The sequence below is a fragment of the Mesorhizobium abyssinicae genome (genome assembly GCF_049887195.1).
Taxonomy (GTDB): domain Bacteria; phylum Pseudomonadota; class Alphaproteobacteria; order Rhizobiales; family Rhizobiaceae; genus Mesorhizobium; species Mesorhizobium abyssinicae.
Map to the genome: position 1 here is coordinate 119172 of NZ_JARAKC010000005.1, position 22856 is coordinate 142027.

Below are 22856 nucleotides of genomic sequence, written 5' to 3' on the forward strand. Positions count from 1 at the left end.
CCGGGCGGGCTGGAGGTCGAGCCCGCCCGGCTGCGGTCCTGGTCGCGGAGAGGCCCGCAACCAATCAGACCCGGGAGGTTACGGGCCAAGGTCCGGACCTGGCCATGGGCCTGGCGGCCCAGACCTGGATCAGTTGGTCCCCTTGCCGCCGCACTTGCCGGTGGCAACGTTGAAGTTGCCGCAGGCCAGAGGCGCGCGCCAATCTGAGATCAGGTCCTTGGAGTCAGGTAGGTAGTCCGACCATTCGTCGCCCATCACGAGGCCGGGCGTCTGCGAGACGGTCTCGAACTGGCCATCGGCCTGGATCTCGCCGATCAGCACCGGCTTGGTGATGTGATGGTTCGGCATCATGGTCGAATAGCCGCCGGTCAGGTTCGGCACCGAGACGCCGACCATGGCGTCGATGACCTTGTCCGGATCGGTGGTGCCGGCCTTCTCGACCGCCTTCACCCACATGTTGAAGCCGATATAGTGGGCTTCCATCGGGTCGTTGGTGGTGCGCTTGTCGTTCTTGATGAACTTGTGCCAGTCGTCGATGAACTTCTTGTTCTCGGGCGTGTCGATGCTCTCGAAATAGTTCCACGCGGCGAGATGGCCCACCAGCGGACCGGTGTCGAGACCGGCCAGTTCCTCCTCGCCGACCGAGAAGGCCATGACCGGGATGTCCTCGGCCTTGATGCCCTGGTTGCCGAGTTCCTTGTAGAACGGCACGTTGGCGTCGCCGTTGACGGTCGAGACGACGGCGGTCTTCTTGCCGGCCGAGCCGAATTTCTTGATCGCCGAGACCTCGGTCTGCCAGTCGGAGAAGCCGAATGGCGTGTAGTTGACCATGATGTCCTCGGCCGGCACGCCCTTCGCCTTCAGATAGGCTTCGAGGATCTTGTTGGTGGTGCGCGGATAAACGTAGTCGGTGCCTTCGAGCACCCAGCGCTTCACCGAGCCGCCGTCCTCGCTCATCAGGTAGTCGACGGCCGGAATGGCCTGCTGGTTCGGCGCGGCACCGGTGTAGAAGACGTTGCGCTCGCTCTCCTCGCCCTCATACTGGACGGGATAGAACAGGATGTTGTCGAGTTCCGAAAACACCGGCAGCACGGACTTGCGCGACACCGAGGTCCAGCAGCCGAACACGGCCGCGACCTTGTCCTTGGAGATCAGTTCGCGCGCCTTTTCGGCGAACAGCGGCCAGTTGGAGGCCGGATCGACGACGACGGCCTCGAGCTTCTTGCCGAGCAGGCCGCCCTTGGCGTTCTGCTCCTCGATCAGCATCAGCATGACGTCCTTCAGCGTCGTCTCCGAAATCGCCATGGTCCCCGACAGCGAATGGAGGATGCCGACCTTGATCGTGTCGTCGGCCGCCTTGGCAGGCGCCGTCAGCAGGCCGGCGGCGAGAACGCCGGCCGAAAACATTTTTGTTATTGTCGAGAAATTACCCCTCATATTGCACACTCCCAAGCTGGTTGTTTTGCATCGCAACATAGCTATGCAACCACCATGCCAAACAGCGAAGCGGCACTGGAAATGTCGAAATATACCAATCTTATCAGCTTGTTACGATATTAGTCGTCAAACATGTAATGGGTTGCCAAAGACCCGAATGCGGCAAAATTGCGCAATGCTGCCTATCTTTTGCCCATATTGGTCTGGTGCTCAAAAATTGGGCCTTGCGACATACGGCAAGTTGCGGCGCGGCGCCAAAATAGGGCAAGGTCCGCTTGAACCGAGCCATGCCATGATTTCCCGTATCTCCAGCATTTTCAGCGTCGTGCTTCTGTTTGCCGTGACGGGGGCAGCCCGCGCCGACTTCACCGAGGGCAAGATGCCCGACGGGATATACCATTGCGAGGTCTACCTGCTCGGCGCCTTCCTCAACCTCGGCGACATCACCATCAAGGGCAATGTTTACAGCGGTCCGGTGACCTTCGGCGCCGCACCGCAAGGCTACAACTATCAGATGAATGCCAATGGCGAGATCAGCTGGCTCGGTCCGCTGGGCGGCTATACGAGCGGCGGCAACTCCGTTTCGATGACACAGGCGACGCTGGAGGGCCCGGAAGGTCCGTCCTTCGACATCATCATGAAGCAGCCCGACGGAGCCTTCACCGCCTCGACCTGCACCAGGGGATAACCTGCCTGTCCGCCGAGGAGGGTACGGGCAGCCGTTCGCGAGACGTGAGGCGGCAGGCCTTCAGCTTTCCGCGGCGACTTCGAGCGCCAGCCGCGTCATGTCGGTGAACAGTTCCTGGCGCTCGGAATAGTCGGTCTGCTCGCCATTGGTGACATGATCGACCACGTTCAGCAGCGATAGCGCCCGCGCGCCAAAATGGGCCGAAATGCGGTAGAGGGCGCTGGTCTCCATATCGACGGCGAGCGCTCCCAAGGCCATGGCTTCGGCATAGCGGGCGCGGCCCTTTGGATGATAGAAAATATCGCTGCAGATGGTCAGCCCCGCCCGGTGCTCGATGCCAAGCGTCTCGGCCCGCTGCAATGCCCGGGCAAGCAGCGCCGGATCGGGACCGGCAGCGGCGTAGAGTCCGAAGACCTGGCCGCTGTCGGCATTCTCGGCGCGGACCGATTGCGAGACCACCAGGCCGCGCAGCGGCACCTCGGCGCTCAGGCCGCCACAAGTGCCGGTTCGGATCAGCGTCTTGACGCCGTGGAAGTCGAGAAGCTCATGGGCGTAAATCAGGAAGGACGAGACGCCGATGCCGGTCGACTGGATGCTGACCGGCTTGCCCCGGTACCGGCCGGTGAAGCCCAGCGCGCCCCTGCGGCGATTGACGCAGCGCGGCGCCTCGAGAAAAGTCTCAGCCATCCATTCGGCGCGCTCCGGGTCGCCCGGCAGCAGCACCGTTTCGGCAAAATCACCCTTTTCCGCTTCGTTGTGCGGCGTCACGGCATCTACCCCAATTCCCCGCCGCGTTTGTCACCGCAATCATGGCGATCTCGCGCCGATGCGCAAGCCGCGATTGCAAAGCTCCAGTGGCCGGACTCACTGGTTATGAGCGGACGGATCGCTCTCCGGCGCCGCCACCTGTAAACGGCATGGCGCGGGCGTCTGTGCGCTCGATCACATTCAGTCCGCCGTTTTGATGCGCGTCGTCGTTCAGGATTCCAACACGTCCTTGACGATGGTCGCCAACTGCTTGAGCGAAAACGGCTTCGGCAGGAAGCCGAAATGGGCCTCAGCCGGCAGATTCCTGGCAAAGGCGTCCTCTGCGTAGCCCGAAACGAAGACGAACTTGATATCCGGCTGTCGCTTGCGCAGTTCGCCGAGCAGCGTCGGCCCGTCCATCTCCGGCATCACGACGTCGGAGACGACGATGTCGACCTTGCCGCCGAGCGCCTCGAACACTTCCAGCGCCTCGACGCCGGAGGACGCCTCGTGGACGGTATAGCCGCGCGAGGTCAGCGCCCGCACGCCGCCCATGCGCACGGCATCCTCGTCCTCGACGAGCAGCACGGTGGCCGAGCCGGACAGGTCCTTGGCGGCCTCCGCCGGCTTCACCGGCGCCGCCGGCGCCTCGCCCGGCTCGCTTGCCGGCCTCGCCTCCGCGATGTGGCGCGGCAGGAAGATGCGGAACACCGAACCCTTGCCGACTTCCGAATCGCAGAAGATGAAGCCGCCCGTCTGCTTGATGATGCCATAGACCATCGACAGGCCGAGCCCGGTGCCCTTGCCGACCTCCTTGGTGGTGAAGAAGGGCTCGAATATCTTCTTCAGCACGTCAGGCGCGATGCCGGTGCCGGTGTCCTCGATCTCGACCACGACGTAGTCGGCCGGGGTGAGTTCGCGGTAGGAGAAGCTCTTGCATTCCTCGGCCGTGACGTTGCGGGTGCGCACCGCGAGGTCGCCGCCCGCCGGCATCGCGTCGCGCGCGTTGACGGCGAGGTTCACCACCACCTGCTCGAACTGCCCGATATCGACCTTGACTGGCCAGAGATCGCGGCCGTGGTCGATCTTCAGCTTGATGTCGTTGCCGACCAGACGGGCGAGCAGCATCCTGAGATCGGCCAGGACATCGGTGAGGTTCAGCACTTCCGGCCGCAGGGTCTGCTTGCGCGAGAAGGCGAGAAGCTGCCTTACCAGCGAAGCCGCCCGGTTGGCGTTCTGCTTGATGTTCATGATGTCGGGGAAGGACGGATCCGACGGACGGTGGTTGGTCAACAGCAGGTCCGACGCCATGATGATGGCGGTCAGCACATTGTTGAAGTCGTGCGCGATGCCGCCGGCGAGCTGGCCGACCGCCTGCATCTTCTGGCTCTGCGCCATCTGGCCCTCGAGCGCCTTCTGCTCGGTGGTGTCGACGGCATAGACGATGGCCGATTCCTCGGCGCCCTCGCCGCCGGTGCCCTCGGCGACCGCATTGACGTAAAAGCGGATATGCCGCTCCTCGTTGCCGGGCAACAGCGTGTCGATCGGCTCGATGTCGGCCTGCCGTTGCCTAGCCTTCTCGAAGGCCTCGGCGAACGCCGCCCGGTCGCGCTCGTGGACGACGGTGTCGAGCCGCACGCGGCGGTCGACAGCGTCGCGATCGACGACCGAGGAAAACAGCGACAGGAACGGCGCGTTGGTGCGCAGGATGCGGCCGCTGGCGTCGACGCCGGCGATCGCCATCGGCGTCGAATTGAAGAAGCGGGTGAAGCGGACTTCCGAGGCGCGGAGATCGGCCGAGGCATCCTCGCCCTGGGTGCGGTTGAGCACGATGGTGCGGGTCGGACCGCCGACGCCCTCGCGGCTCGCCGAGACGCGGTGCATGAAGCGTACCGGCAGCGCCTCGCCGGTCATCGTCGTCAGGTCGAGGTCGATGACGGCGTTGCGCGTGGTGCCGGGGTCGGCCTTGACCGAGCGGACCAGCGCCATGCCGTCGCCGGCAACGATCTCGGGCAGCGAGACGGCGCCCGGCGTGAAGCTTGCCAGATCGATGCCGAGCCATTCGGCGAGCGTGGCGTTGATGTAGGTGACGCGGCCTTCCTGGTCGGCGGAAAAGAAACCGGCCGGCGCATGGTCGAGATGGTCGATCGCCTTTTGCAGGTCGAGGAAGAAACGCTCCTGCTCGGCCCGTTCCTGCGAGATGTCGGCAAGCTGCCAGGCAAGCATCGGCAGCCGCTGGCCGGGCACATTGAAGGCACGAGCGCGGGTGCGGTACCAGTGCGCGCCGGGCTCCGCGCCGGGGCGGATGGACTGCGCAAGCCTGAACTCGCCGTCGCCCGCCTGGCCGTCGCGCAGGCCGGACGCCAGCCGGTAGATGGTCATCGAGGCTTCGGGAACGTCCGACAGCAGCCCCTCGACCGTCTTGAGGTCGGCCGCCGACGAAGCGCCCGTCATGTCGGCGTAGGCCCGGTTGGCGTAGACGATGCGGCCCTTGGTGTCGGTGACCAGCAGGCCTTGCGACATCGAATCGACGAAGGCTTTCGAAAGTTCGTCGCTGGTCGAACGCGGCGCGACCTGAACGAAGCCGATCGCAGTAGCAAACAGGAACCCGACGCCGATCATCGCCAGCACGCCGAGCATGCCGAGCAGGAAGGGATCGCCAAGGCGCTCGCGGAAAAGCCCGAAAACGATCGCCGCACCGGTCAGGACAACGATGAATATGATAAGCCGGGTCACGGCACCCGGACGCGTATTCTGGTCGACGATCGGTACCGGATAGAAATCGCCGCGCGTTTCCTTGGCCATGTGCCCCCTGCTCGTGATTCCGGTGCCCGACACCCCGCGGACGGCCGGTTGAATCACATTCTCCTGTAGCGGAAAAGGCCCCGGTGGCAAATGTCAGATAAAAATGGCGCCAGGCCGTGGATTCGTGTTTCAAACTGTTCACGAAGCGTGATGCCAACTTGCGGCGGCCGGTCCGCACGGTCTAGTGTCGCGTCACCTCAAAAAAGGGCGGTGCACCGATGCTGCAGTGGCTGGATAGCGTGGCGGGTCCTGGTTATGTCGCCGCAATCCTGTGGACGTTTGCCGCGCTCGTCCTGCTGGTGGTCGTTCTCCTCATCATCAAGCTGGTGCGCAGCCTGACCTTCGGGACATTCGTCGCCGGCGGCCGCAACCGCAAGACCAGGCTGGCCGTCATGGATGCCACCGCCGTCGACAGCCACCGCCGGCTGGTGCTGGTGCGCCGCGACGACATCGAACATCTCATCCTGATCGGCGGGCCGACCGACGTCGTCGTCGAGCGCGATATCAGGCTGGCGGCGCCGCGCCGCCCGGCGCTGACCGGAGACGGCGGCCAGCAGCAGGCCCAGGCGCCGCGGCCGCGCCCCGCCCAGCCGGGCCCCGTGCCTGTGAGGCAGGCGCCGCCCGCGCCGCAGCCGGTAAGCGCCACGCCGCCGCCCGCCCGCCCGCGCCAAGCCGCGCCGTCACCGGCGCCGAAGCCAGCCGCTCCGAGCTACCAGGCGAGCAACATCACGCCGCTGCCAGCCTATGGATCGGCGAACACCAATGCCGTCCGGCATGCCCCACCGCCGGCGAAGCCAACCTCCATCGACGATACGCTGATTCAGGAGCTCGAGGTTTCGCTCGATGAATCGCATGCGAGCAAACCGGCCGCCAAGGCGCCGCCGTCGCTCGACGATGAAATGACGAAGCTGCTCGGCGAACTCGCCAGCCAGAAGCGCTAGAACGGCGCGTCGTTTCGCGAAGACGCAGAACGCGCCATCTGCTTGTTTCGACACGATTTCGGACGGAAAGCCGTTTCACGCCTGTTCCTGGATTTACCTGCCCCAGCAAGGCCGAAATCCGGCGACATCGCTTGGGCAACCGAGGGAGCCGCGTCACGCGGGCACAAAAATGGCCGGTCGCCCGGCCATTTTCTAAACCCCTGGGTGATTATCCCAGCGCGTCAGTCGTCGCGATAGACCTTCTCCCGGCGCTCGTGGCGCTCCTGCGCCTCGATCGACAGTGTCGCGATCGGACGCGCATCGAGCCGCTTCAGCGCAATCGGCTCGCCAGTCTCCTCGCAATAGCCGTAAGTGCCTTCGTCGATGCGCTGGAGCGCGGAATCGATTTTCGAGATGAGCTTGCGCTGACGATCGCGGGCGCGGAGTTCAATTGCTCGGTCGGTTTCCGAGGAGGCGCGGTCGGCGAGGTCGGGATGGTTGGCGTTTTCTTGCTGCAGGATTTCGAGGGTTTCGCGCGCTTCGCGCAAAATGTCGTTCTTCCAGGCGACGAGCTTCATTCGAAAGTAAGATTTCTGCCGTTCGTTCATGAACGGCTCGTCTTCAGAGGGTACGTAATCGGCGGTAACGATGTCGTTCATTCGACTCACCCAACAACCCCAAATTTGGCGCCTATATATTCGCGCAGAGAAGCGTGCACAAGCGCAATCGGCGACCGTTTCACGCAAATGTAATATCGGACCCACAGCTGTCCATGATATCGTTATGCTTGCGAGCGGAAATCGAATTCATCCATGATTCGTTGTGGTTGAAGGCTATTGGCCATTGTGCGCCATGGCTTTCTCGTGGCTAATCCCATTGTGCCAACCAGGCATTTTGGGGGAGCGGTGAGCAAACTCTACCTGTTGAGACATGCCAAGGCCGGATGGGCTCTGCCCGGAGTCCGTGACTTCGATCGTCCGCTCGATGCCTCCGGCATCGCCGATGCCGAGGCGATCGGGGCAGCCATGCGCAGCCGCAACTACGTGCCCGACCTGACCCTTTGCTCCAACGCAAAACGGGCCCGCCAGACCCTGGAGGGACTGGCCGGCCAGACAGATACCGGCCGGGTGCTGTTCTTCGACACACTCTACAGCGAGGACGCCGCCGGCTATCTCGGCATCATCCGCGACAATGGCGGGGTGGGCTCGCTGCTGGTCATCGGCCACAATCCGATGACGGAGGATCTCGCCATGGCGGTCTCGGGCGACGGCGAGGAGGCCGCGCGTGGCATAATGAACTATGGTTTCCCGACATCTGGCCTCGCAGTCGTCCGCTTCCCCGGCAGTCTTGCCCATGCCGATCAGGGCAGCGGCTATCTCGAGGCCTTTCTGACACCGGCCGATCTCTGAGACCCAAATTGGCGGCGCCATTCCAAACCGCAGCCTGAGTGCCTATATCGGGAACCGACGGGCCCTCAGAGAGCATGTTTTGGCATCATCGCTGACCACTTTCACCGACGAGGCGAAGATCGCTCTCGACACGCTTTCAGGGCGCGCTGCCGGGCTCTTTTCGCCGTCGCTCAGGTTGGGCGTCACCGGGCTTTCCCGCGCCGGCAAGACAGTGTTCATCTCCGCGCTTGTCCACAACCTGATCCATGGCGGCCGCCTGCCGCTGTTCGAGGCACAGAAATCGGGACGCATCGCGCGCGCCTTCCTCGAGGAGCAGCCCGACGACGCCGTTCCCCGCTTCCAGTACGAGGATCATGTCGCGGCGCTGGTCAACGACCGTGTCTGGCCGGACTCGACGCGCGCCATTTCCGAGCTGCGGCTGACCATCGAATACGAATCAGCTTCCGGCTGGAACCGTATGTTTTCGGCTGGAAAATTGTCGCTCGACATCGTCGACTACCCGGGCGAATGGCTGCTTGACCTGCCGCTGCTCGGCAAATCCTTCGCCGATTTCTCGCGCGAGGCGATGGAGATGGCGGCACTCCCCGTGCGCGCCGATCTTTCCGAGGGCTGGCGGACGCTCGCTGCCACGATCGATCCCAATGCCGATGCCGACGAGATGACGGCGCGCCGGCTTGCCGAGGGCTTTTCGGCCTATCTCAAGGCGTGCAAGCTCGACGAGCGGGCGCTGTCGACCTTGCCGCCCGGCCGTTTCCTGATGCCCGGCGACCTCGACGGCTCGCCCGCGCTGACCTTCGCGCCGTTGCCGGCACTGGCCGAGCGGCGGCCCCGCCCCGGTTCGCTGCAGGCGATGATGGAGCGGCGCTACGAGGCCTACAAGACGCATGTGGTGAAACCGTTCTTCCGCGAGCACATCACGCGTCTCGACCGCCAGATCGTGCTGATCGACGCCATGCAGGCGCTGAACGCGGGCCCGGCCGCCATGGCCGACCTGGAGCGTGCCGTCACCGAAATCCTCGCCTGTTTCCGCCCCGGCCGCGGCAATTTCCTCACCGACCTGTTTTCACGGCGCATCGACCGCATCCTGGTGGCGGCGACCAAGGCCGATCACCTGCATCATGAAAGCCATGACCGGCTGCAGGCGATCGTGCGCCGGCTTGCCGACCGCGCGGTGGCGCGGGCGAACTTCACCGGAGCCGATGTCGACGTGGTCGCCATGGCGGCCGTGCGCGCCACCCGCGAAGGCACGGTCAAACAGGGCCGCGAAACCCTGCCCGTCATCATCGGCACGCCGCTGAAGGGCGAGCGGATCAATGGCGACACGTTCGACGGCAAGACCGAAACAGCCATATTTCCTGGTGACTTGCCTGAGAAAGTTGACACGGTTTTCAATCCCTCCGTAGCATCGCCGTATGGCGGCGACCCGGCGATCCGCTTCGTGCGATTCCGCCCGCCAAAGCTCGAACGCACGGCCGAAGGTGTTACGCTGTCGCTGCCGCATATCCGTCTCGACCGGGCGCTGCAGTTCCTGATTGGAGACCACCTGGCATGAGCGCGCCCCGCAAACCCGCTGCATTCCGCATCGAGCCGGAGCCGAGCCGGGAGGCGCCGAAGCCGCGGCCCGTCGAGGCTGAGCCGGCGCGCCGGCCACGCGCGGCAAAGGCCGACGTGGCAGTCGTCATTCCATCCGAGATCGACGTCTTCGACGAGCCCGACATCGTTGCCGCCGAGCCGCCGCCGGCCACCGCGCCGCGCAAGCGTTCCCTGCTCGCCCGCCTGTTCTTCGGCGCCGTGGGCGTGCTGGTTTCGCTGGCGGTCGGCCTTTGGACGGACCAGCTCATCCGCGACCTGTTCGAACGCGCCGAATGGCTGGGCTGGCTGGCCGCCGGCATGGCGGCGATCGCGGTGCTGGCGCTGGTAGTCATCCTGGTGCGCGAATTCCTGGCGATTGCCCGCCTGGCCGAGGTCGAAAAACTGCAGCGGCGGGCGCTTGACGCGGTCGCCCGCGACGACCCGAAGGCGGCGCGGTCCGTCGTCGACGAGCTTTCAGCCTTCGTCGCCGCCAAGCCGGAGACCGCGGCCGGCAGGCGCGCGCTCGCCAAACTGCGCGGCGAGATCATCGACGGCGGCAATCTGGTGCGGCTCGCCGAGACCGAGATCCTCGGCCCGCTCGATGTCCGCGCCAGGGCGATGATCCTCGAAGCGGCAAAGCGCGTTTCGCTGGTGACCGCGGTCAGCCCGCGCGCCCTCGTCGATGTCGCCTACGTCGTGTTCGAGGCCGGGCGACTCATCCGCCGCCTGTCGGAGCTCTATGGCGGCCGGCCGGGCACGCTTGGCTTCTTCCGGCTGGCGCGCAACGTCCTTGCGCACCTGGCGGTGACCGGCTCGATCGCCGTCGGCGACAGTTTCGTGCAGCAGATCGTCGGCCACGGGCTTGCCGCGAGGCTTTCGGCGAAACTTGGCGAGGGGGTCGTCAACGGCATGATGACGGCACGAATCGGCATAGCGGCGATGGAAACGGCGCGGCCCCTGCCCTTCATCGCCGCGAGGCGGCCTGGACTGAGCGATTTCCTCTCCGCGCTGACATCGTTCGCGGCCAGGAAAGATGGCGAAACTTCGGCCCCCGGCAAGTAATCGGCGCCGCCAAGTGACGAAGCATTAACCAATCTTGTTCATGGTCTGACACGTCTAGCAAACAGCGTTCTTGCTGCCGGGTGTCGTCTATGAAAAGAGTAAATCTGTACAGCGTCCTGCCTCTTGCGGTCGCGGTTGTGGCACCTTTGGCCCTTGCCGGAAAAGCGCTTGGAGCCGAACCCGACAAGCAGTTCTTCCGGTCGGTCGAGGGCAAGTGGGTCGGCCCGGGCGAAATCGTTGCCGGCAAGTACAAGGGCACGAAATTCACCTGCAATTTCAATGGCACGACGCCCGACGGCAAGACCGGCATGACGCTCGACGGCGATTGCCGCGTCGGCGTGTTCACGCAGAAGATGTCCGCCACCGTCGAACGCAAGGGTCGCGACTACAAGGGCAACTTCATGGGTGGATCGTCCGGCAACGGGCTCGATATCATCGGCGGCAATGTCGTCGACGCCCAGAAGGTCGTCTTCACCATCAACCGCAATCAATTGAACGGCGTCATGCAGGCGCGCATCCCCGACGACAATTCGATGACGGTGACGGTCGCCGTGCGCGTCAACAAACAGCTGGTGCCAGTGATCGGCATGAGCCTGAAGCGGGTAGACACCGTCGAAGTCGGCTCGATCGCGCCGAACTGAGATCCACAACCTGCAACAAAAAAAGGCGGCGGCCTCAAGCCACCGCCTTGTTCGTTTTCGGACGCTCAGCCCTTGATGGCGGCCGTCACTTCGTCATAGGCCTTGCAGGCCTCGGCCAAAGTCGAGGCGTCCTTGTACTTGTCCGTCACAGCCTGGACCTTGGCCGACAGGTCGGCTGCCTTGGACGGATCCTTGGTGATCGCTTCCTGCAGCGCGGCAGTCATGTCCTGCGCCTTCTTGGTCGCCATTTCGGCGGTGCACTCAGGCGCCTTCGAACAGGCCGAACCGGCAAGCGCCGCAACACCCACGGCGACGAGCAAAAACTTCTTCATGTCAGTCATCTCCTCAAAAAAGGCAGCGGTGGTCGCTCCTTCCCAATGGCCGAAGCCGAGCGTCCCTTAGCCGTCGATTGTGGCAACACGCAACGCGTGCATCACGTAAACTTGTGTAACGCGGCTGCAACATCGCGGCGGCCCGGAGCCTGGCCGCCGCGATGGTCGACGCAGGGTTCAGCTGCGAGGCTGTAGCAGCGCCAGCAGAGCCGTCGATACGGCAAGGATGGCAGTAAGCGTCAGGGGCGCCGTAGCGCCGTAATTGTCCACGACATAGCCACCGACAACCGCGCCAATGGTGATGGCGACCTGGAAAGAGACGACCATCAGGCTGCCCGCCGCTTCCAGCGCGTCAGGTGCCGCACGCGACAGATTAGTCGGCAGCACCACCGGCCCCATGCCGAACGCCAAGCCCCAAAGCGTAACGAAGCCGAAGGCAGCGCCGATGTGCACACCCCAAAGCACCAATGCTAGCGCCGCAAACGCCATCAACGCAGCGGTGATCACGAGCGCCGTGCGGATATTGGCATCGGCCAAGCGGCCGCCGGCAATGTTTCCGACCACTGCGGCGATGCCAAATCCAAGCAGCGCGAGCGCTATCGGCCCGGTCGCAAGCAGCGTCACGTGTTCGAGGAAGGGGCGCACATAGACTGAGCCGGCGAAATGCCCGGTCATGAGCAAGACAATGGCAAGCATGCCGAGTTGAATGCCACGCCGCCGTGTCAGCCGAAATACGTCGGCAAGGCTATTGCTTGCACTTGCAGGCAAGGTCGGCAGGCTGAGAAACTGCAGCAGCATGGCAACCAGCGCCAGCCCCGCTGTCATCGCCATGGCGCTGCGCCATCCCAGCCAGTCGCTGATCAGCGCTCCCATCGAGGGTGCGGCAATGGTGGCGAGCGAGACGCCAAGAGTGACGATGGCCATGCCTCGACCTGTCGCGTTGGCGCCAACCAGCCTTGCCACGACGGCAACCGAAAGCGCCCAGAACGCGCTGAGCGCGATGCCGAGCCCGGCTCTGCCAAGCAACAGCAGCCAGAAATTGGGCGCCAGCGCCGCAAGAATATTGGAAGCGACCGCCAGGGCCATGAGGCCAATCAGCACCGTCTTGCGGTTCAATCGGCCGATGAGAACATTGCTCAGCATGGCCGTCACGGCGCCGACCGAAGCGGTGGCGGTGACGACCTGTCCGGCCGTTCCCTCGCTGATGCCGAGATCGCGCGCCATCGGCGTCAATAGACCGGCCGGCAGGAATTCGGCGGACACCAGGGCAAAGCTGGTGGCCGCCAGTGAAATGACCGCGAACCAGGTGGCTGCGCCCCACGCGGTTGGCGCATCGGCATCAAGGCCGATCGCTGCGTCTTCAAGCTGTAATGTTGTGTCAGTCACGGAAGAATCTCCAAAAATTGGAGATCTTAGATAGGCAAGTCCGCCCGGATGATATGTACCTTAGAATCCGAAATTCATATCTATTCGTCCGGGATTTGTGCGACGCACAACGCCCGGCGAAACATTGGTGATGCGTTTGAACGCGCGAGCGAAGGATGCCTCGGAATCGTAGCCCAAACGGGTAGCGACTTCGGCAACCGACAAGCCGTTCTGGCCCAGCAATTCGCGGGCAAGCTGCATACGCATGCGGGCGAGATAGTGTGCGGCGCCTTCCCCCAGGACAGCGCTGAAGCGCTCGGCGAAAATCGAGCGCGATTGGCCTGCCACGCTCGCCAAGCTTCCCAGCGTCCAGTTATGGCCGGGCTCGCGGTGCATGGCTGCCAGAGCGCGGCCGATATGCGGGTCGCGGATGGCTGCGAGCCAACCGGTGGTCGACGCGCCGTTGCAATTGACCCAGCAGCGGATGAGCCGGGCCGTTAGCAAGTCCGCCATACGCGACAGGATCGTGGCGCTGCCCATCTGCGGTTGCGCGGCCTCCACCGTCATGGCCGCCAGCAGAGGACCGACGACAGGGTCATTCCCAGCCACGTCGCAACCCTTGATGACAGGCGGCATCAACGTAATCAATGGGTTGAGCGCACAGGAGCCCAAGGCCATGGAGCCGCAGAAAAGAGTGCTCGTCGCGCCCGTTCCCTGCCGAACCACTTCGCAGACATTGCCGCCCAGCTTGATTACCTGGCAACCTTCGAGCGAGCCGCCTTCAACGTCCGGCGCGCTCGCCAGCCGGTGGGCGATGCCTTGCGGCAGCAGGACCAGATCGCCATTGCGCAACTCCTGCCAGCCCTGCGCTTCGGTGTGAATCCAGCATGGACCCTGGCCGACAAAATGAAACCGCAGCAGCTGTTGTTTCGGAAAGTCTATGCTCCACGGATGCCGGAGCTCGCAACGGCCGTAGTTGACGCCACTCAAGCGAAAGTCCTGCAGAACTTCGCTGAGCGCATCCATCGGAATATGTGTCGGCGAAGACGGGCGGGACGAATGGTCAAGCATTTACCAGATATAGATGCCGATCGTCCGACAGGCAAGCGGAGACCATTGTTCCACCAGAGGAATCGCGTCAACGGCACCTGCCCGTCCTGGTAGGTTTCCCACCCTTGCCTCTGGCTCCAACTGCATGCAAGGAGTGCTGCTGAACACAGGGACAAGAGGCATGGCGGCAGAAGCATCGGGCAGCGATCTTATCCAGGTGGTGGCGCTGCTCGCGGCCGGCGTGGTCGCGGTCCCGATCTTCAAGCGCATGGGGCTCGGCTCCATCCTCGGCTATCTCGCCGCCGGCGTCGTCATCGGCCCGTTCGGCCTCGGAATCTTCTCCGAATCGGAAGCCATCCTCCACGTCGCCGAACTCGGCGTCGTCATGTTCCTGTTCATCATCGGGCTGGAGATGCAGCCGTCGCGACTCTGGGGCCTGCGCCGCGAAATCTTCGGCCTCGGCGCGCTGCAGGTCGGCGTCTGCGCGGCGCTGCTCACCAGCGTCGGGCTCGCCGGCGGCTTTCCGATCGCGCAGTCCTTCGTCGCCGGCGCCGGCTTCGTCCTGACCTCGACGGCGATCGTCATGCAATTGCTGGAGGAGCGCGGCGAGATCGCCACGCCCAAGGGCCAGCGAATCGTCTCGATCCTGCTGCTGGAGGACCTGGCGATCGTGCCGTTGCTGGCGCTGATAGCCTTCCTGGCGCCGGGCGGCGCCGAGACCAGCCTGTCGCAGCGACTGACCGAGGTCGGCATCGGCCTTGCCGCGATCGTTGGCCTGGTGGTGGCGGGGCGTTATCTGCTCAATCCGTTCTTCCGCATCCTGGCCGAGGCCCGCGCCCGCGAGGTGATGACGGCAGCGGCGCTGCTGGTGGTGCTGGGATCGGCGCTCGCCATGCAGCTTTCGGGCCTGTCGATGGCGATGGGCGCGTTCCTCGCCGGCGTGCTGCTTTCCGAATCGACCTTCCGCCATCAGCTCGAGGCCGACATCGAACCGTTCCGCGGCATCCTGCTCGGCCTATTCTTCCTCGCCGTCGGCATGTCGCTCGACCTGCACGTCGTGGCCGCGAACTGGCGGCTGGTCGCCATCTATGTCGTCGCCTACATGGTGATGAAGGCGCTCGGCATCTACGTCGTCGCCCGCATGCTGAAGACCGGTCATCGCGAGGCGTTGGAACGCGCCGTGTTCATGGCGCAAGGCGGCGAATTCGCTTTCGTGCTCTATTCGGCGGCGGCGGCGGTCGGCATCATCGACGGCCAGGCCAACGCGACGCTGACGGCGATCGTCATCATCTCCATGGTGCTGACGCCGCTCGCCATCATCGCGCTGCGCTATGTGACGCCGCGCGACGAGCAATCGCTCGACGGCGTCGACGTCGCCGAAGGCCTTTCCGGCAGCGTGCTCATTATCGGCTTCGGCCGCTTCGGCCAGATCGCCTCCCAGCCGCTGCTGCTGCGCGGCATCGATGTGTCGATCATCGACAACGAGGTCGAGATGATCCAGGCGGCGGCCGATTTCGGCTTCAAGGTCTATTACGGCGACGGCACGCGGCTGGATATCCTGCACGCAGCCGGCGCCGGGCGGGCGCGTGCAGTCCTGATCTGCGTCGACAAACCGGAAGCCGCGGTGCGCATCGCGCAGTTGATCAAGGCCGAATTCCCGCTGGTGACGATCCTGGCGCGCGCCTTCGACCGCGGCACTGCCTTGCAGCTCATACGCGCCGGCGTCGACTACCAGCTGCGCGAGACCTTCGAATCGGCATTGGTCTTCGGCGGCTCGGCGCTCGAAGCGCTGGGCGTCGACCCGGAAGACGTCGCCGAGGTGATCGAGGATGTCCGCCGCCGCGACACCGCTCGCTTCGAGATGCAACTGGCCGAAGGCGTGCGCGCCGGCCAGCGCTTCCTGAAGGGCAATATCGGTACGCCGATCCCGACGCCGCTGACGCCGCCGCGCCGCACCGGCCAGGCGCTCAACGAGGAGACCGCCGGCGTGCTGAGCAAATCCGAGCCTGCGGAGGAATAAGAGATGACTGAACTGGACAAACGGGCGCTCGCCGTCACTGCGTTCTGGCGCAATGCCGGCGAGGACGCCTGGTTCGAGAAGAACGACGCCTTCGACGCGGATTTCCGATCCCGTTTCCTCGACCTGCACTACGCCGCCGCGCGGCGCGAATGCGACGACTGGTGCGAACACGCCGAAGGTTCGCTGGCGCTGATGGTCCTGCTCGATCAGTTTCCGCGCAACTGCTTTCGCGGCACCGGCCATATGTATGCAACCGACCCGCTGGCGCGCCATTTCGCCGGCAAGGCGATCGCCGGCGGCCATGACCTGGCTCTGGAAGAAGACATTCGCTTCTTCCTCTATCTGCCGTTCGAGCATTCGGAGCTGCTCGTCGACCAGGCGCGGTCGGTGGAGCTCACTTCCACCAGCGCCCAGGCCTACCTGAAATATGCGGTCGAGCACCGCGACATCATCCAGCGCTTCGGCCGCTTCCCGCACCGCAACCGCATGCTCGGCCGCGAGACGACGCCGGAGGAACAGGCGTTCCTCGACGGCGGCGGATTTTCCGGCTGATTTCAGCCGGATTGCAGGCGTCGGTCGGCAGTTCCTAAGCCAGCCACCAATCCCGACCCGACGGCAAGCGCTCGATACCGGACGCATCGACCGCGCCGAGGCGTTCCGACACGCTCTTGCCGCCAATGGCAAGCTCCGGCGCGATCTCGGCCAGGGGCGCCAGCACGAAGGCACGCTCCAGCATGCGCGGATGCGGCACTTCCAGACCGGTCTCGTGGATGATGCGGTCGCCGAACACCAGTATGTCGATGTCGATCAGCCGCGGCCCCCAGCGCTCCTCGCGCACCCGCTTCAGCCGACGCTCCGCATCGAGGCAAAGATCGAGCAGTTCGCGCGGCGCAAGCCCGGTCGCGATCGTGGCGGCGGCATTGAGGAAATCGGGCTGGTCGAGCTTGCCCCAGGGCGGCGTGCGGTAGAGCGAGGAGACCGCGACGACGCTGGTCTTGTCGTCGCCATCCAGAAGGCGCAGCGCGGCCGCCATCGACTTGGCGGGATCGCCGAGATTGCCGCCAAGGCTGAGGTAGACCGTGTTATTCGGGCCAGACAACGGTCACCTCGACATGGTCGAGCACGCCGGGCACCGGCGCGTTGGGCTTGCGCACGGTGATCTCGGCCCTCTTGATCTGCGGAAACCGCGCCGTCAGCGCCTTGGCCACTTCCAGCGCAAGCGCCTCGATCAGGAAACGCCGGTGCCCGGTGACGATCTTCTCGATCACCGTGAAGGCGACGCCATAGTTGACGGTGTCCTCGATCGAATCCTCGACGAGCGCCCGGCCCGGCTCGACGGTCAGCGCCGCGTCGACATAAAAACGCTGGCCGAGCGTCTCCTCCTCGTCCAGCACGCCGTGCCGGGCAAAGAAGGCGCAGTTCTTCATGCGGATGACATACATGGCTCAGCGTCCGGACGGGTCGGTTTCACGCGCCAGCATAGCATCGGCCAGCGTCAGCGCATCCACGTTGATTGCGACATCGTGGACGCGAAATAGATGCGCGCCTTTCAATCTCAAAATGACACTGGTGGCCGCCGTTCCGGCGCCGCGCTCGGCGGCGTCCCGACCGGTCACGGCGCCGATGAAGCGCTTTCGCGAAGTTCCGGCCATCAATGGGTGGCCCAGCGCCTGAAGCTCGGTAAACCGCGCCATCAGGTCGAGGTTCTCCTCGGCCGTTTCCTTGGCGAAGCCGAAGCCGGGGTCGAGCACGATCTGATCATCGGCGACGCCGCTGGCCCGCGCGATCTCCAGCGACTTGCGGAGAAAGAAAAGCTGGTCGTCGATGACGTCAGGCAGCTTCTGCCTGCCACGTCCCGTGTGCATGATGACGAGGCCGGCGCCGGTTTCGGCGGCGACGCGTGCAATGCCCGGCTCGCGCTGCAGGCCCCAGACATCGTTGACGATATGCGCGCCGGCGGCGACGGCCAGGCGCGCGGTGTCCTCGCGATAGGTGTCGACCGAGATCAGCGCCTCGCCGGAACCGGCGAGCGCCTCGATGACCGGCAGGACACGCGCCTGCTCTTCCTCGCCGGTCACGGCGGACGCGCCTGGCCTGGTCGATTCGCCACCGACATCGATGACGGCTGCGCCCTCCTCCACCATGCGGCGCGCCTGGGCGAGCGCGGTGTCGCGCGCGGCGAACAGCCCGCCATCGGAAAAACTGTCCGGCGTGACGTTGAGGATGCCGACCACGACGGCCTTGCCGCCAAGGTCGAGATGGCGTCCATGCGCCAGCTGCCATCGCCTCGTCGTCATTGTCCGTCAACCATCTTGTGATCCGCTGGAAATCAAATCCGTTGCGCCGAGAGCGGCCGTAAAGCAAGGTGGCGGAAGAGGCAACATGATGAAACGTTCGCTTACCTGCGCCCTGGTTCTCGCGTTGACCGCCCTGCCCGCCGGCGCGGCCAATCTGGTCAAGACCTACAGCTACTTCGCCATTGGCGGCCGCACGCTGGACGACATCGAGACCCAGCTTTCCAAGCACGGCCCCCAGGTGAAGAGCACCGGCTCGCGGCACCCGGGCGCGACGCAGATGGCGTTCACCACCCGCGTCAGCTATGCGGAAAGCCCTGGTTCCTGCCGGGTCGCCGACGCCATCGTGACCGTCAAGGTCAAGGTGATCCTTCCGGAATGGCGCAGTTCGCGCAAGGCCGATGCCGACGTGAAGCTGTTCTGGAACACGCTGTCGGCCGACATCAAGCGGCACGAGGAACGCCATGTCGAGATCGCCAAGAACCACGCCAGGCAGCTGGAGGACGCGCTGAAGGCGAGCTATCCGCAAAAGACCTGCGCCGAAGTCAAGGCGAGAGCCGCGCAGATCACCGCGGCCGAGCTCGCCAGGCACGACCAGGACCAGGTGCGGTTCGACCGCGTCGAGAGCGTCAACTTCGAAAGCCGCATCCTGCGGCTGCTGCGCTACCGGCTCGAGCGCATCGAGACCGGCCAGCTGCCGCCCGCCTGATTTCGCCGGTACCAGGGCGCCCATGGCGCAAGCCAAATTCGCCGAAGCGTAGTGCCAGGCGGCAAAAACTTTCGAGCCCCCGTCGAAATCGGCCTATATGGAACGACATATCTCAGGTTCGCCAAGGCGGAACCTGAAAGGCACGACAACCAATCGACGCGGCGGCTGCGTCGCACCGGCCGAGCCGGCCGCCTCCCTCAGAGGCGCGCGCAAGCCCACGAGAGAACGAGACCATGGATCAGGCTGTCGACAAGCCGGCGACAATTGCAGCAACGTCGCCGCTGACGGAGAGCGAGAAGAACGCCATCATCGGCGGCGTGCTGTTGTCGATGCTGCTGGCGGCGCTCGACCAAACCATCGTCGCCCCGGCCATGCCGACGATGGCGCGTCTGCTCGGCCATGCCGAATACCTGCCGTGGATCGTCACCGCCTATCTGCTCACCGCAACGGCGATGGCGCCGCTCTATGGCAAGATCTCCGATGTCTATGGCCGCCGGCCAACCCTCTACGCGGCTATCCTGATCTTTCTCGCCGGATCGCTGGTCAGCGCAATCGCGCCCAACATGCTGGTGCTTATCGTCGGACGCGCCATCCAGGGAGCCGGCGGCGGCGGCTTGTTCGCACTGGCCCAGACGGTGATCGGTGACCTCGTGCCGCCGCGCGAGCGGGCGCGCTATGCGGCCTGGATCGCGGGCACCTGGGCCGTTGCCAGCATCACCGGCCCGCTGCTCGGCGGTACCTTCGCCGAGCATCTGCACTGGTCGCTGATCTTCTGGATCAACCTGCCGCTCGGCCTGCTGGCCATGGCGATCATCAACAAGCCGCTGAAGAAGCTGCCGATCGCGGCAAAGCATCATCGTATCGACGCTCTCGGCGCGGCGCTGCTGATCGCGGCCACTGCCCTGCTGCTGCTGGCGCTGAACTGGGGCGGCAGCGCCTATCCTTGGCTGTCGCGCGAAATCCTCGGGCTGCTCGCCAGTTCGGCGGTGATCTGGGGCGCTTTTGCGCTGCGGCTCATGCGCGCCGACGAGCCGCTGATCTCGCTCGAGGTGCTCAGCAACCCGATCGTGCTGGCCGGCACCCTGTCCTTGTTCCTGCTGCAGGCCGCCAATATCGGCCTGGCGGTCTATCTGCCGGTCTACCTGCAGTCGATCGTCGGGCTTTCGGCCAGCGAATCGGGCATTGCGCTGCTCGGGCTGATGCTCGGCACCGTCGCCGGCGCTACGTTCAGCGGGCGCACGATACCGCGCTTCGTCCACTACAAGCGGATCGCCATGATCGGCGTGAGCTTCGCCATAGTCTGCCTCGGCGCGCTCAGCGTCGTCGCCGGGCATGCCTCCCTGCTGGTCGTTGAAATCCTGACGACCTGTGTGGGCCTCGGCAGCGGGACGACGTTTCCGGTGGCCACCGTCTCGGTCCAGAATGCCGTCGATCAGGCACATCTCGGCGTCGCCACCGGCGTGCTCACCTTCCTTCGCTCATTGGGCAGCGCACTGGGCGTGGCGATCCTGGGCGCGGTCGCGCTGGGCTATGGCCTGCCTTTGGCCGGCGAAGGCGCGCATTCAGCTGGCGCCGCAGCCTCTGCCGAAGCGTTCACGATGATCTTCCTCGTCGCTGCGGCAATCCTGCTGATGGCGCTTGCCGCGCTCGGACTGATGCCGGAGAAGGCGCTTCGCGGCCATCCCGAGACCGCGGCTCCGGTGCTGGCCGAGTAGCACGCGCCTCAATCGTGGACGCCGAGCTTCTTCTGCAGGCTGGTCGACGAGGTGGTGTACTGGAAGACGATGCGCTCGCCGGGGCTGACGATGCGCTTGGCGGCCTGCGCCATCAACGCGACCTCATGGAAACCCGACAGGATCAGCTTCAGCTTGCCGGGATACCAGTTGATGTCGCCAACGGCGAAGATGCCGGGAACCGAGGTCTGGAATTTCTCGGTGTCGACCGGGATCAGGTTCTCATGCAGGTTGAGCCCCCATTCGGCGATCGGACCGAGCTTCATGGTCAGGCCGAAGAAGGGGAGCATGCGGGTGCATGGCACCTCGATGTCGCCGTCCGGCCCCTTGATGGTCGCGGATGAAAGCCGGCCGTCGGCGCCGCTCAGGCCGCTCACCTGGCCGACCTGGAAATCCAGCTGCTTCATCTCCTGCATGGCGTACATCTTGTTGACGCTGTCGGGTGCCGCGCGGAACTCCGGACGGCGATGGACCAGCGTCACGCTCTTTGCCACCGGCTGCAGGTTCAGCGTCCAGTCGAGCGCCGAATCGCCGCCGCCGACGATGACGAGGTCGTGGCCGCGGAAATCCTCCATGCGGCGCACCGAATAGAAGACGCTGTTGCCTTCATAGGCTTCGATGCCCGGAATGGGCGGCCGCTTGGGCTGGAACGAGCCGCCGCCGGCGGCGATCACCACCACCTTGGCCTCGAACACCTCGTTCTCGTCGGTGGTGACGCGGAAGTTGCCGTCCTCCAGCTTCTCCAGGCTGGAGACCATGCGGTTGTAGGTGAATTCCGGCTTGAACGGGTGGATCTGCTCGAGCAGCTTGTCAACCAGGCCCTGGGCGGTGATCAACGGCCAGCCGGGAATGTCGTAGATCGGCTTTTCCGGATAGAGTTCGGCGCATTGGCCGCCGGGCCGGTCGAGGATGTCGATCAGATGGCACTTCATGTCGAAGAGGCCAAGCTCGAACACCGCGAACAGGCCGACCGGCCCTGCCCCGACGATGAGTACGTCCGTCCTGATCGTGTCGCTCATGCAATGCGCCTCGCTGCCAAACGGCGCGAGACTGCATGAGCAATGGCCCGCTGCCAAGCGGCGGCGGCAAAAATAGCCGAAGCGGCGAACTCAGCCCTGGCGGGCGGGTACGCGCACGACCAGCCCGTCGAGGGCGTCGCGCACCTTGATCTGGCAGGACAGGCGCGAATTCGGCTGGACGTCGTAGGCGAAGTCCAGCATGTCCTCCTCCATCGCCTCCGGCTCGCCGACCTCGGCCGTCCAGGCTTCGTCGACATAGACGTGGCAGGTCGCGCAGGCGCAGGCGCCGCCGCATTCGGCCTCTATTCCGGGCACGGCGTTGCGGATGGCGTTCTCCATGACGGTCGAGCCGTTTTCGGCATCCATGTCGAACTGTGTGCCGTCATTGGCAATGAAGGTCAGCTTGGTCATTTGTCACCTGAAGGGGAGTTCCAGCCGAGATAATCACTCCGGCGGACAAGTCAACTGCGGCGCGAAAACGCCGCGCCGTGACGTTTTTTTGGAACTAGCGGCCGATGGCGGCGATGAACTCGCGCACTTCCTCGATCAGGACGCCGAGCCGGTTCAGGGTCTTGGCGTCTTCGGGCTGGCCTTCGATGGCCGCGGCACAATCGGCGATTGCAAACGCTCCCACCCCGCGCGCCGAGCCTTTGAGGCCATGCGCCAGCAGCAGGCGCTCCTTGACGTCGGCTTCGAGGATCTTGTCGCGCACGCCGAGCGCCTGCTGCACGAACAGCGCCAGCACCTCCTGCTCGAGGGCGCGATCGCCCATCGTCTGGCGCGAAAGATGGGCGAGATCCACAGGACGTGACCTGGCCGTTCCCGAGACGTCGCCGCCGGGCATGGAAAAGGCAATGCCGCTTTCGCCGCGCATGAAATTTGCAGCTCCCTGGTGTTCAGACTTGCCTGGAAAACTAGGCGAATCCCGTAGCAAACGGGTTAATGATTGACCTGAAAAAATGTTGACAGGGAGGTCGCGAAATCACGTCTCCGTTAACCCTATATTTAAAGTTTTACGTATCGCCCAGAATGCAGGTTTTCTTTACCCCTGTG

General features: G+C 64.7%; 23 protein-coding genes. 10 read left to right on the forward strand and 13 right to left on the reverse strand.

Going from position 1 to position 22856, the window contains the following annotated elements; all coding sequences use genetic code 11:
- Positions 1 to 129: 129 nt before the first annotated feature.
- Positions 130 to 1437 carry an urea ABC transporter substrate-binding protein gene (gene urtA / locus PU724_RS13510; protein ID WP_127284535.1) on the reverse strand — a complete coding sequence of 436 codons (1308 nt, stop codon included), beginning with the start codon at positions 1435 to 1437 and terminating at the stop codon, positions 130 to 132.
- 292 nt (positions 1438 to 1729) lie between these two features.
- On the opposite strand from urtA, the gene PU724_RS13515 reads away from it, so the two are divergent.
- Positions 1730 to 2125: a hypothetical protein gene (locus PU724_RS13515; RefSeq protein WP_354421570.1), complete on the forward strand. Its 396-nt coding sequence runs from the start codon at positions 1730 to 1732 to the stop codon at positions 2123 to 2125.
- A gap of 60 nt (positions 2126 to 2185) precedes the next feature.
- Here the strand turns inward: PU724_RS13515 and PU724_RS13520 are convergent, their stop codons facing one another.
- Both PU724_RS13520 and cckA read right to left on the reverse strand, forming a co-directional pair.
- Complete coding sequence (locus tag PU724_RS13520) at positions 2186 to 2893, reverse strand: purine-nucleoside phosphorylase (RefSeq protein ID WP_127284533.1); 708 nt, start codon at positions 2891 to 2893, stop codon at positions 2186 to 2188.
- Between the two features lie 210 nt (positions 2894 to 3103).
- Complete coding sequence (gene cckA / locus PU724_RS13525; protein WP_127310834.1) at positions 3104 to 5677, reverse strand: cell cycle histidine kinase CckA; 2574 nt, start codon at positions 5675 to 5677, stop codon at positions 3104 to 3106.
- A gap of 218 nt (positions 5678 to 5895) precedes the next feature.
- Between cckA and PU724_RS13530 the strand changes: the two genes are divergently transcribed.
- Entirely contained in the window at positions 5896 to 6618 is a 723-nt protein-coding gene (locus PU724_RS13530; protein ID WP_189524279.1) for a single stranded DNA-binding domain-containing protein, read from the forward strand.
- A 221-nt stretch (positions 6619 to 6839) separates the two neighbouring features.
- On the opposite strand, the gene dksA is transcribed toward PU724_RS13530, so the two are convergent.
- On the reverse strand, positions 6840 to 7256 hold the full coding sequence (dksA, locus tag PU724_RS13535) for an RNA polymerase-binding protein DksA (protein WP_126054771.1): 417 nt from the start codon (positions 7254 to 7256) through the stop codon (positions 6840 to 6842).
- Positions 7257 to 7502: 246 nt separating this feature from the next.
- On the opposite strand from dksA, the gene PU724_RS13540 reads away from it, so the two are divergent.
- From PU724_RS13540 to PU724_RS13555, 4 genes are all read left to right on the forward strand, one after another.
- The gene (locus PU724_RS13540) at positions 7503 to 8006 is read left to right on the forward strand and encodes a SixA phosphatase family protein (protein ID WP_135908372.1); all 504 of its coding nucleotides are present in this window, start codon (positions 7503 to 7505) and stop codon (positions 8004 to 8006) included.
- A 79-nt stretch (positions 8007 to 8085) separates the two neighbouring features.
- Positions 8086 to 9558, forward strand: coding sequence for a YcjX family GTP-binding protein (locus PU724_RS13545; protein WP_127309903.1), 1473 nt, complete (start codon positions 8086 to 8088; stop codon positions 9556 to 9558).
- On the forward strand, positions 9555 to 10640 hold the full coding sequence (locus PU724_RS13550) for a YcjF family protein (RefSeq protein WP_127309904.1): 1086 nt from the start codon (positions 9555 to 9557) through the stop codon (positions 10638 to 10640). The genes PU724_RS13545 and PU724_RS13550 overlap by 4 nt, the downstream gene beginning before the upstream one ends.
- Before the next feature lie 89 nt (positions 10641 to 10729).
- Positions 10730 to 11281: a hypothetical protein gene (locus PU724_RS13555; RefSeq protein ID WP_127309905.1), complete on the forward strand. Its 552-nt coding sequence runs from the start codon at positions 10730 to 10732 to the stop codon at positions 11279 to 11281.
- A gap of 65 nt (positions 11282 to 11346) precedes the next feature.
- Here the strand turns inward: PU724_RS13555 and PU724_RS13560 are convergent, their stop codons facing one another.
- The 3 genes from PU724_RS13560 to PU724_RS13570 all read right to left on the reverse strand — a co-directional run bounded on the left by PU724_RS13560 (position 11347) and on the right by PU724_RS13570 (position 14049).
- Positions 11347 to 11613 carry a hypothetical protein gene (locus PU724_RS13560; protein ID WP_126054776.1) on the reverse strand — a complete coding sequence of 89 codons (267 nt, stop codon included), beginning with the start codon at positions 11611 to 11613 and terminating at the stop codon, positions 11347 to 11349.
- Positions 11614 to 11790: 177 nt separating this feature from the next.
- Complete coding sequence (locus PU724_RS13565) at positions 11791 to 12999, reverse strand: MFS transporter (RefSeq protein WP_354421565.1); 1209 nt, start codon at positions 12997 to 12999, stop codon at positions 11791 to 11793.
- Positions 13000 to 13059: 60 nt separating this feature from the next.
- Positions 13060 to 14049 carry an AraC family transcriptional regulator gene (locus tag PU724_RS13570; protein ID WP_354421563.1) on the reverse strand — a complete coding sequence of 330 codons (990 nt, stop codon included), beginning with the start codon at positions 14047 to 14049 and terminating at the stop codon, positions 13060 to 13062.
- A gap of 160 nt (positions 14050 to 14209) precedes the next feature.
- Between PU724_RS13570 and PU724_RS13575 the strand changes: the two genes are divergently transcribed.
- Both PU724_RS13575 and PU724_RS13580 read left to right on the forward strand, forming a co-directional pair.
- Positions 14210 to 16048: a monovalent cation:proton antiporter-2 (CPA2) family protein gene (locus tag PU724_RS13575; RefSeq protein WP_354421561.1), complete on the forward strand. Its 1839-nt coding sequence runs from the start codon at positions 14210 to 14212 to the stop codon at positions 16046 to 16048.
- Between the two features lie 3 nt (positions 16049 to 16051).
- Entirely contained in the window at positions 16052 to 16600 is a 549-nt protein-coding gene (locus PU724_RS13580) for a DUF924 family protein (RefSeq protein ID WP_354421559.1), read from the forward strand.
- 34 nt (positions 16601 to 16634) lie between these two features.
- On the opposite strand, the gene folK is transcribed toward PU724_RS13580, so the two are convergent.
- Genes folK through folP form a run of 3 tightly spaced genes read right to left on the reverse strand, consistent with a single transcriptional unit; the run spans position 16635 to position 18345 of the window.
- The gene (gene folK, locus PU724_RS13585; protein ID WP_127393000.1) at positions 16635 to 17147 is read right to left on the reverse strand and encodes a 2-amino-4-hydroxy-6-hydroxymethyldihydropteridine diphosphokinase; all 513 of its coding nucleotides are present in this window, start codon (positions 17145 to 17147) and stop codon (positions 16635 to 16637) included.
- On the reverse strand, positions 17131 to 17490 hold the full coding sequence (gene folB, locus PU724_RS13590; protein WP_127286302.1) for a dihydroneopterin aldolase: 360 nt from the start codon (positions 17488 to 17490) through the stop codon (positions 17131 to 17133). Before folB ends, folK begins: the two co-directional genes overlap by 17 nt.
- A 3-nt stretch (positions 17491 to 17493) precedes the next feature.
- Positions 17494 to 18345: a dihydropteroate synthase gene (gene folP / locus PU724_RS13595; protein WP_354421556.1), complete on the reverse strand. Its 852-nt coding sequence runs from the start codon at positions 18343 to 18345 to the stop codon at positions 17494 to 17496.
- 85 nt (positions 18346 to 18430) lie between these two features.
- On the opposite strand from folP, the gene PU724_RS13600 reads away from it, so the two are divergent.
- Positions 18431 to 19051, forward strand: coding sequence for a DUF922 domain-containing Zn-dependent protease (locus PU724_RS13600; protein ID WP_127392998.1), 621 nt, complete (start codon positions 18431 to 18433; stop codon positions 19049 to 19051).
- A gap of 233 nt (positions 19052 to 19284) precedes the next feature.
- Positions 19285 to 20766 carry an MDR family MFS transporter gene (locus PU724_RS13605; RefSeq protein WP_292172346.1) on the forward strand — a complete coding sequence of 494 codons (1482 nt, stop codon included), beginning with the start codon at positions 19285 to 19287 and terminating at the stop codon, positions 20764 to 20766.
- Positions 20767 to 20774: 8 nt separating this feature from the next.
- Here the strand turns inward: PU724_RS13605 and PU724_RS13610 are convergent, their stop codons facing one another.
- The 3 genes from PU724_RS13610 to PU724_RS13620 form a co-directional block, all read right to left on the reverse strand.
- Complete coding sequence (locus PU724_RS13610; protein ID WP_320255584.1) at positions 20775 to 21803, reverse strand: NAD(P)/FAD-dependent oxidoreductase; 1029 nt, start codon at positions 21801 to 21803, stop codon at positions 20775 to 20777.
- 90 nt (positions 21804 to 21893) lie between these two features.
- Complete coding sequence (locus PU724_RS13615) at positions 21894 to 22214, reverse strand: 2Fe-2S iron-sulfur cluster-binding protein (protein ID WP_127287062.1); 321 nt, start codon at positions 22212 to 22214, stop codon at positions 21894 to 21896.
- A 94-nt stretch (positions 22215 to 22308) separates the two neighbouring features.
- Positions 22309 to 22677, reverse strand: coding sequence for an Hpt domain-containing protein (locus PU724_RS13620; protein WP_127287063.1), 369 nt, complete (start codon positions 22675 to 22677; stop codon positions 22309 to 22311).
- Positions 22678 to 22856: the final 179 nt, after the last annotated feature.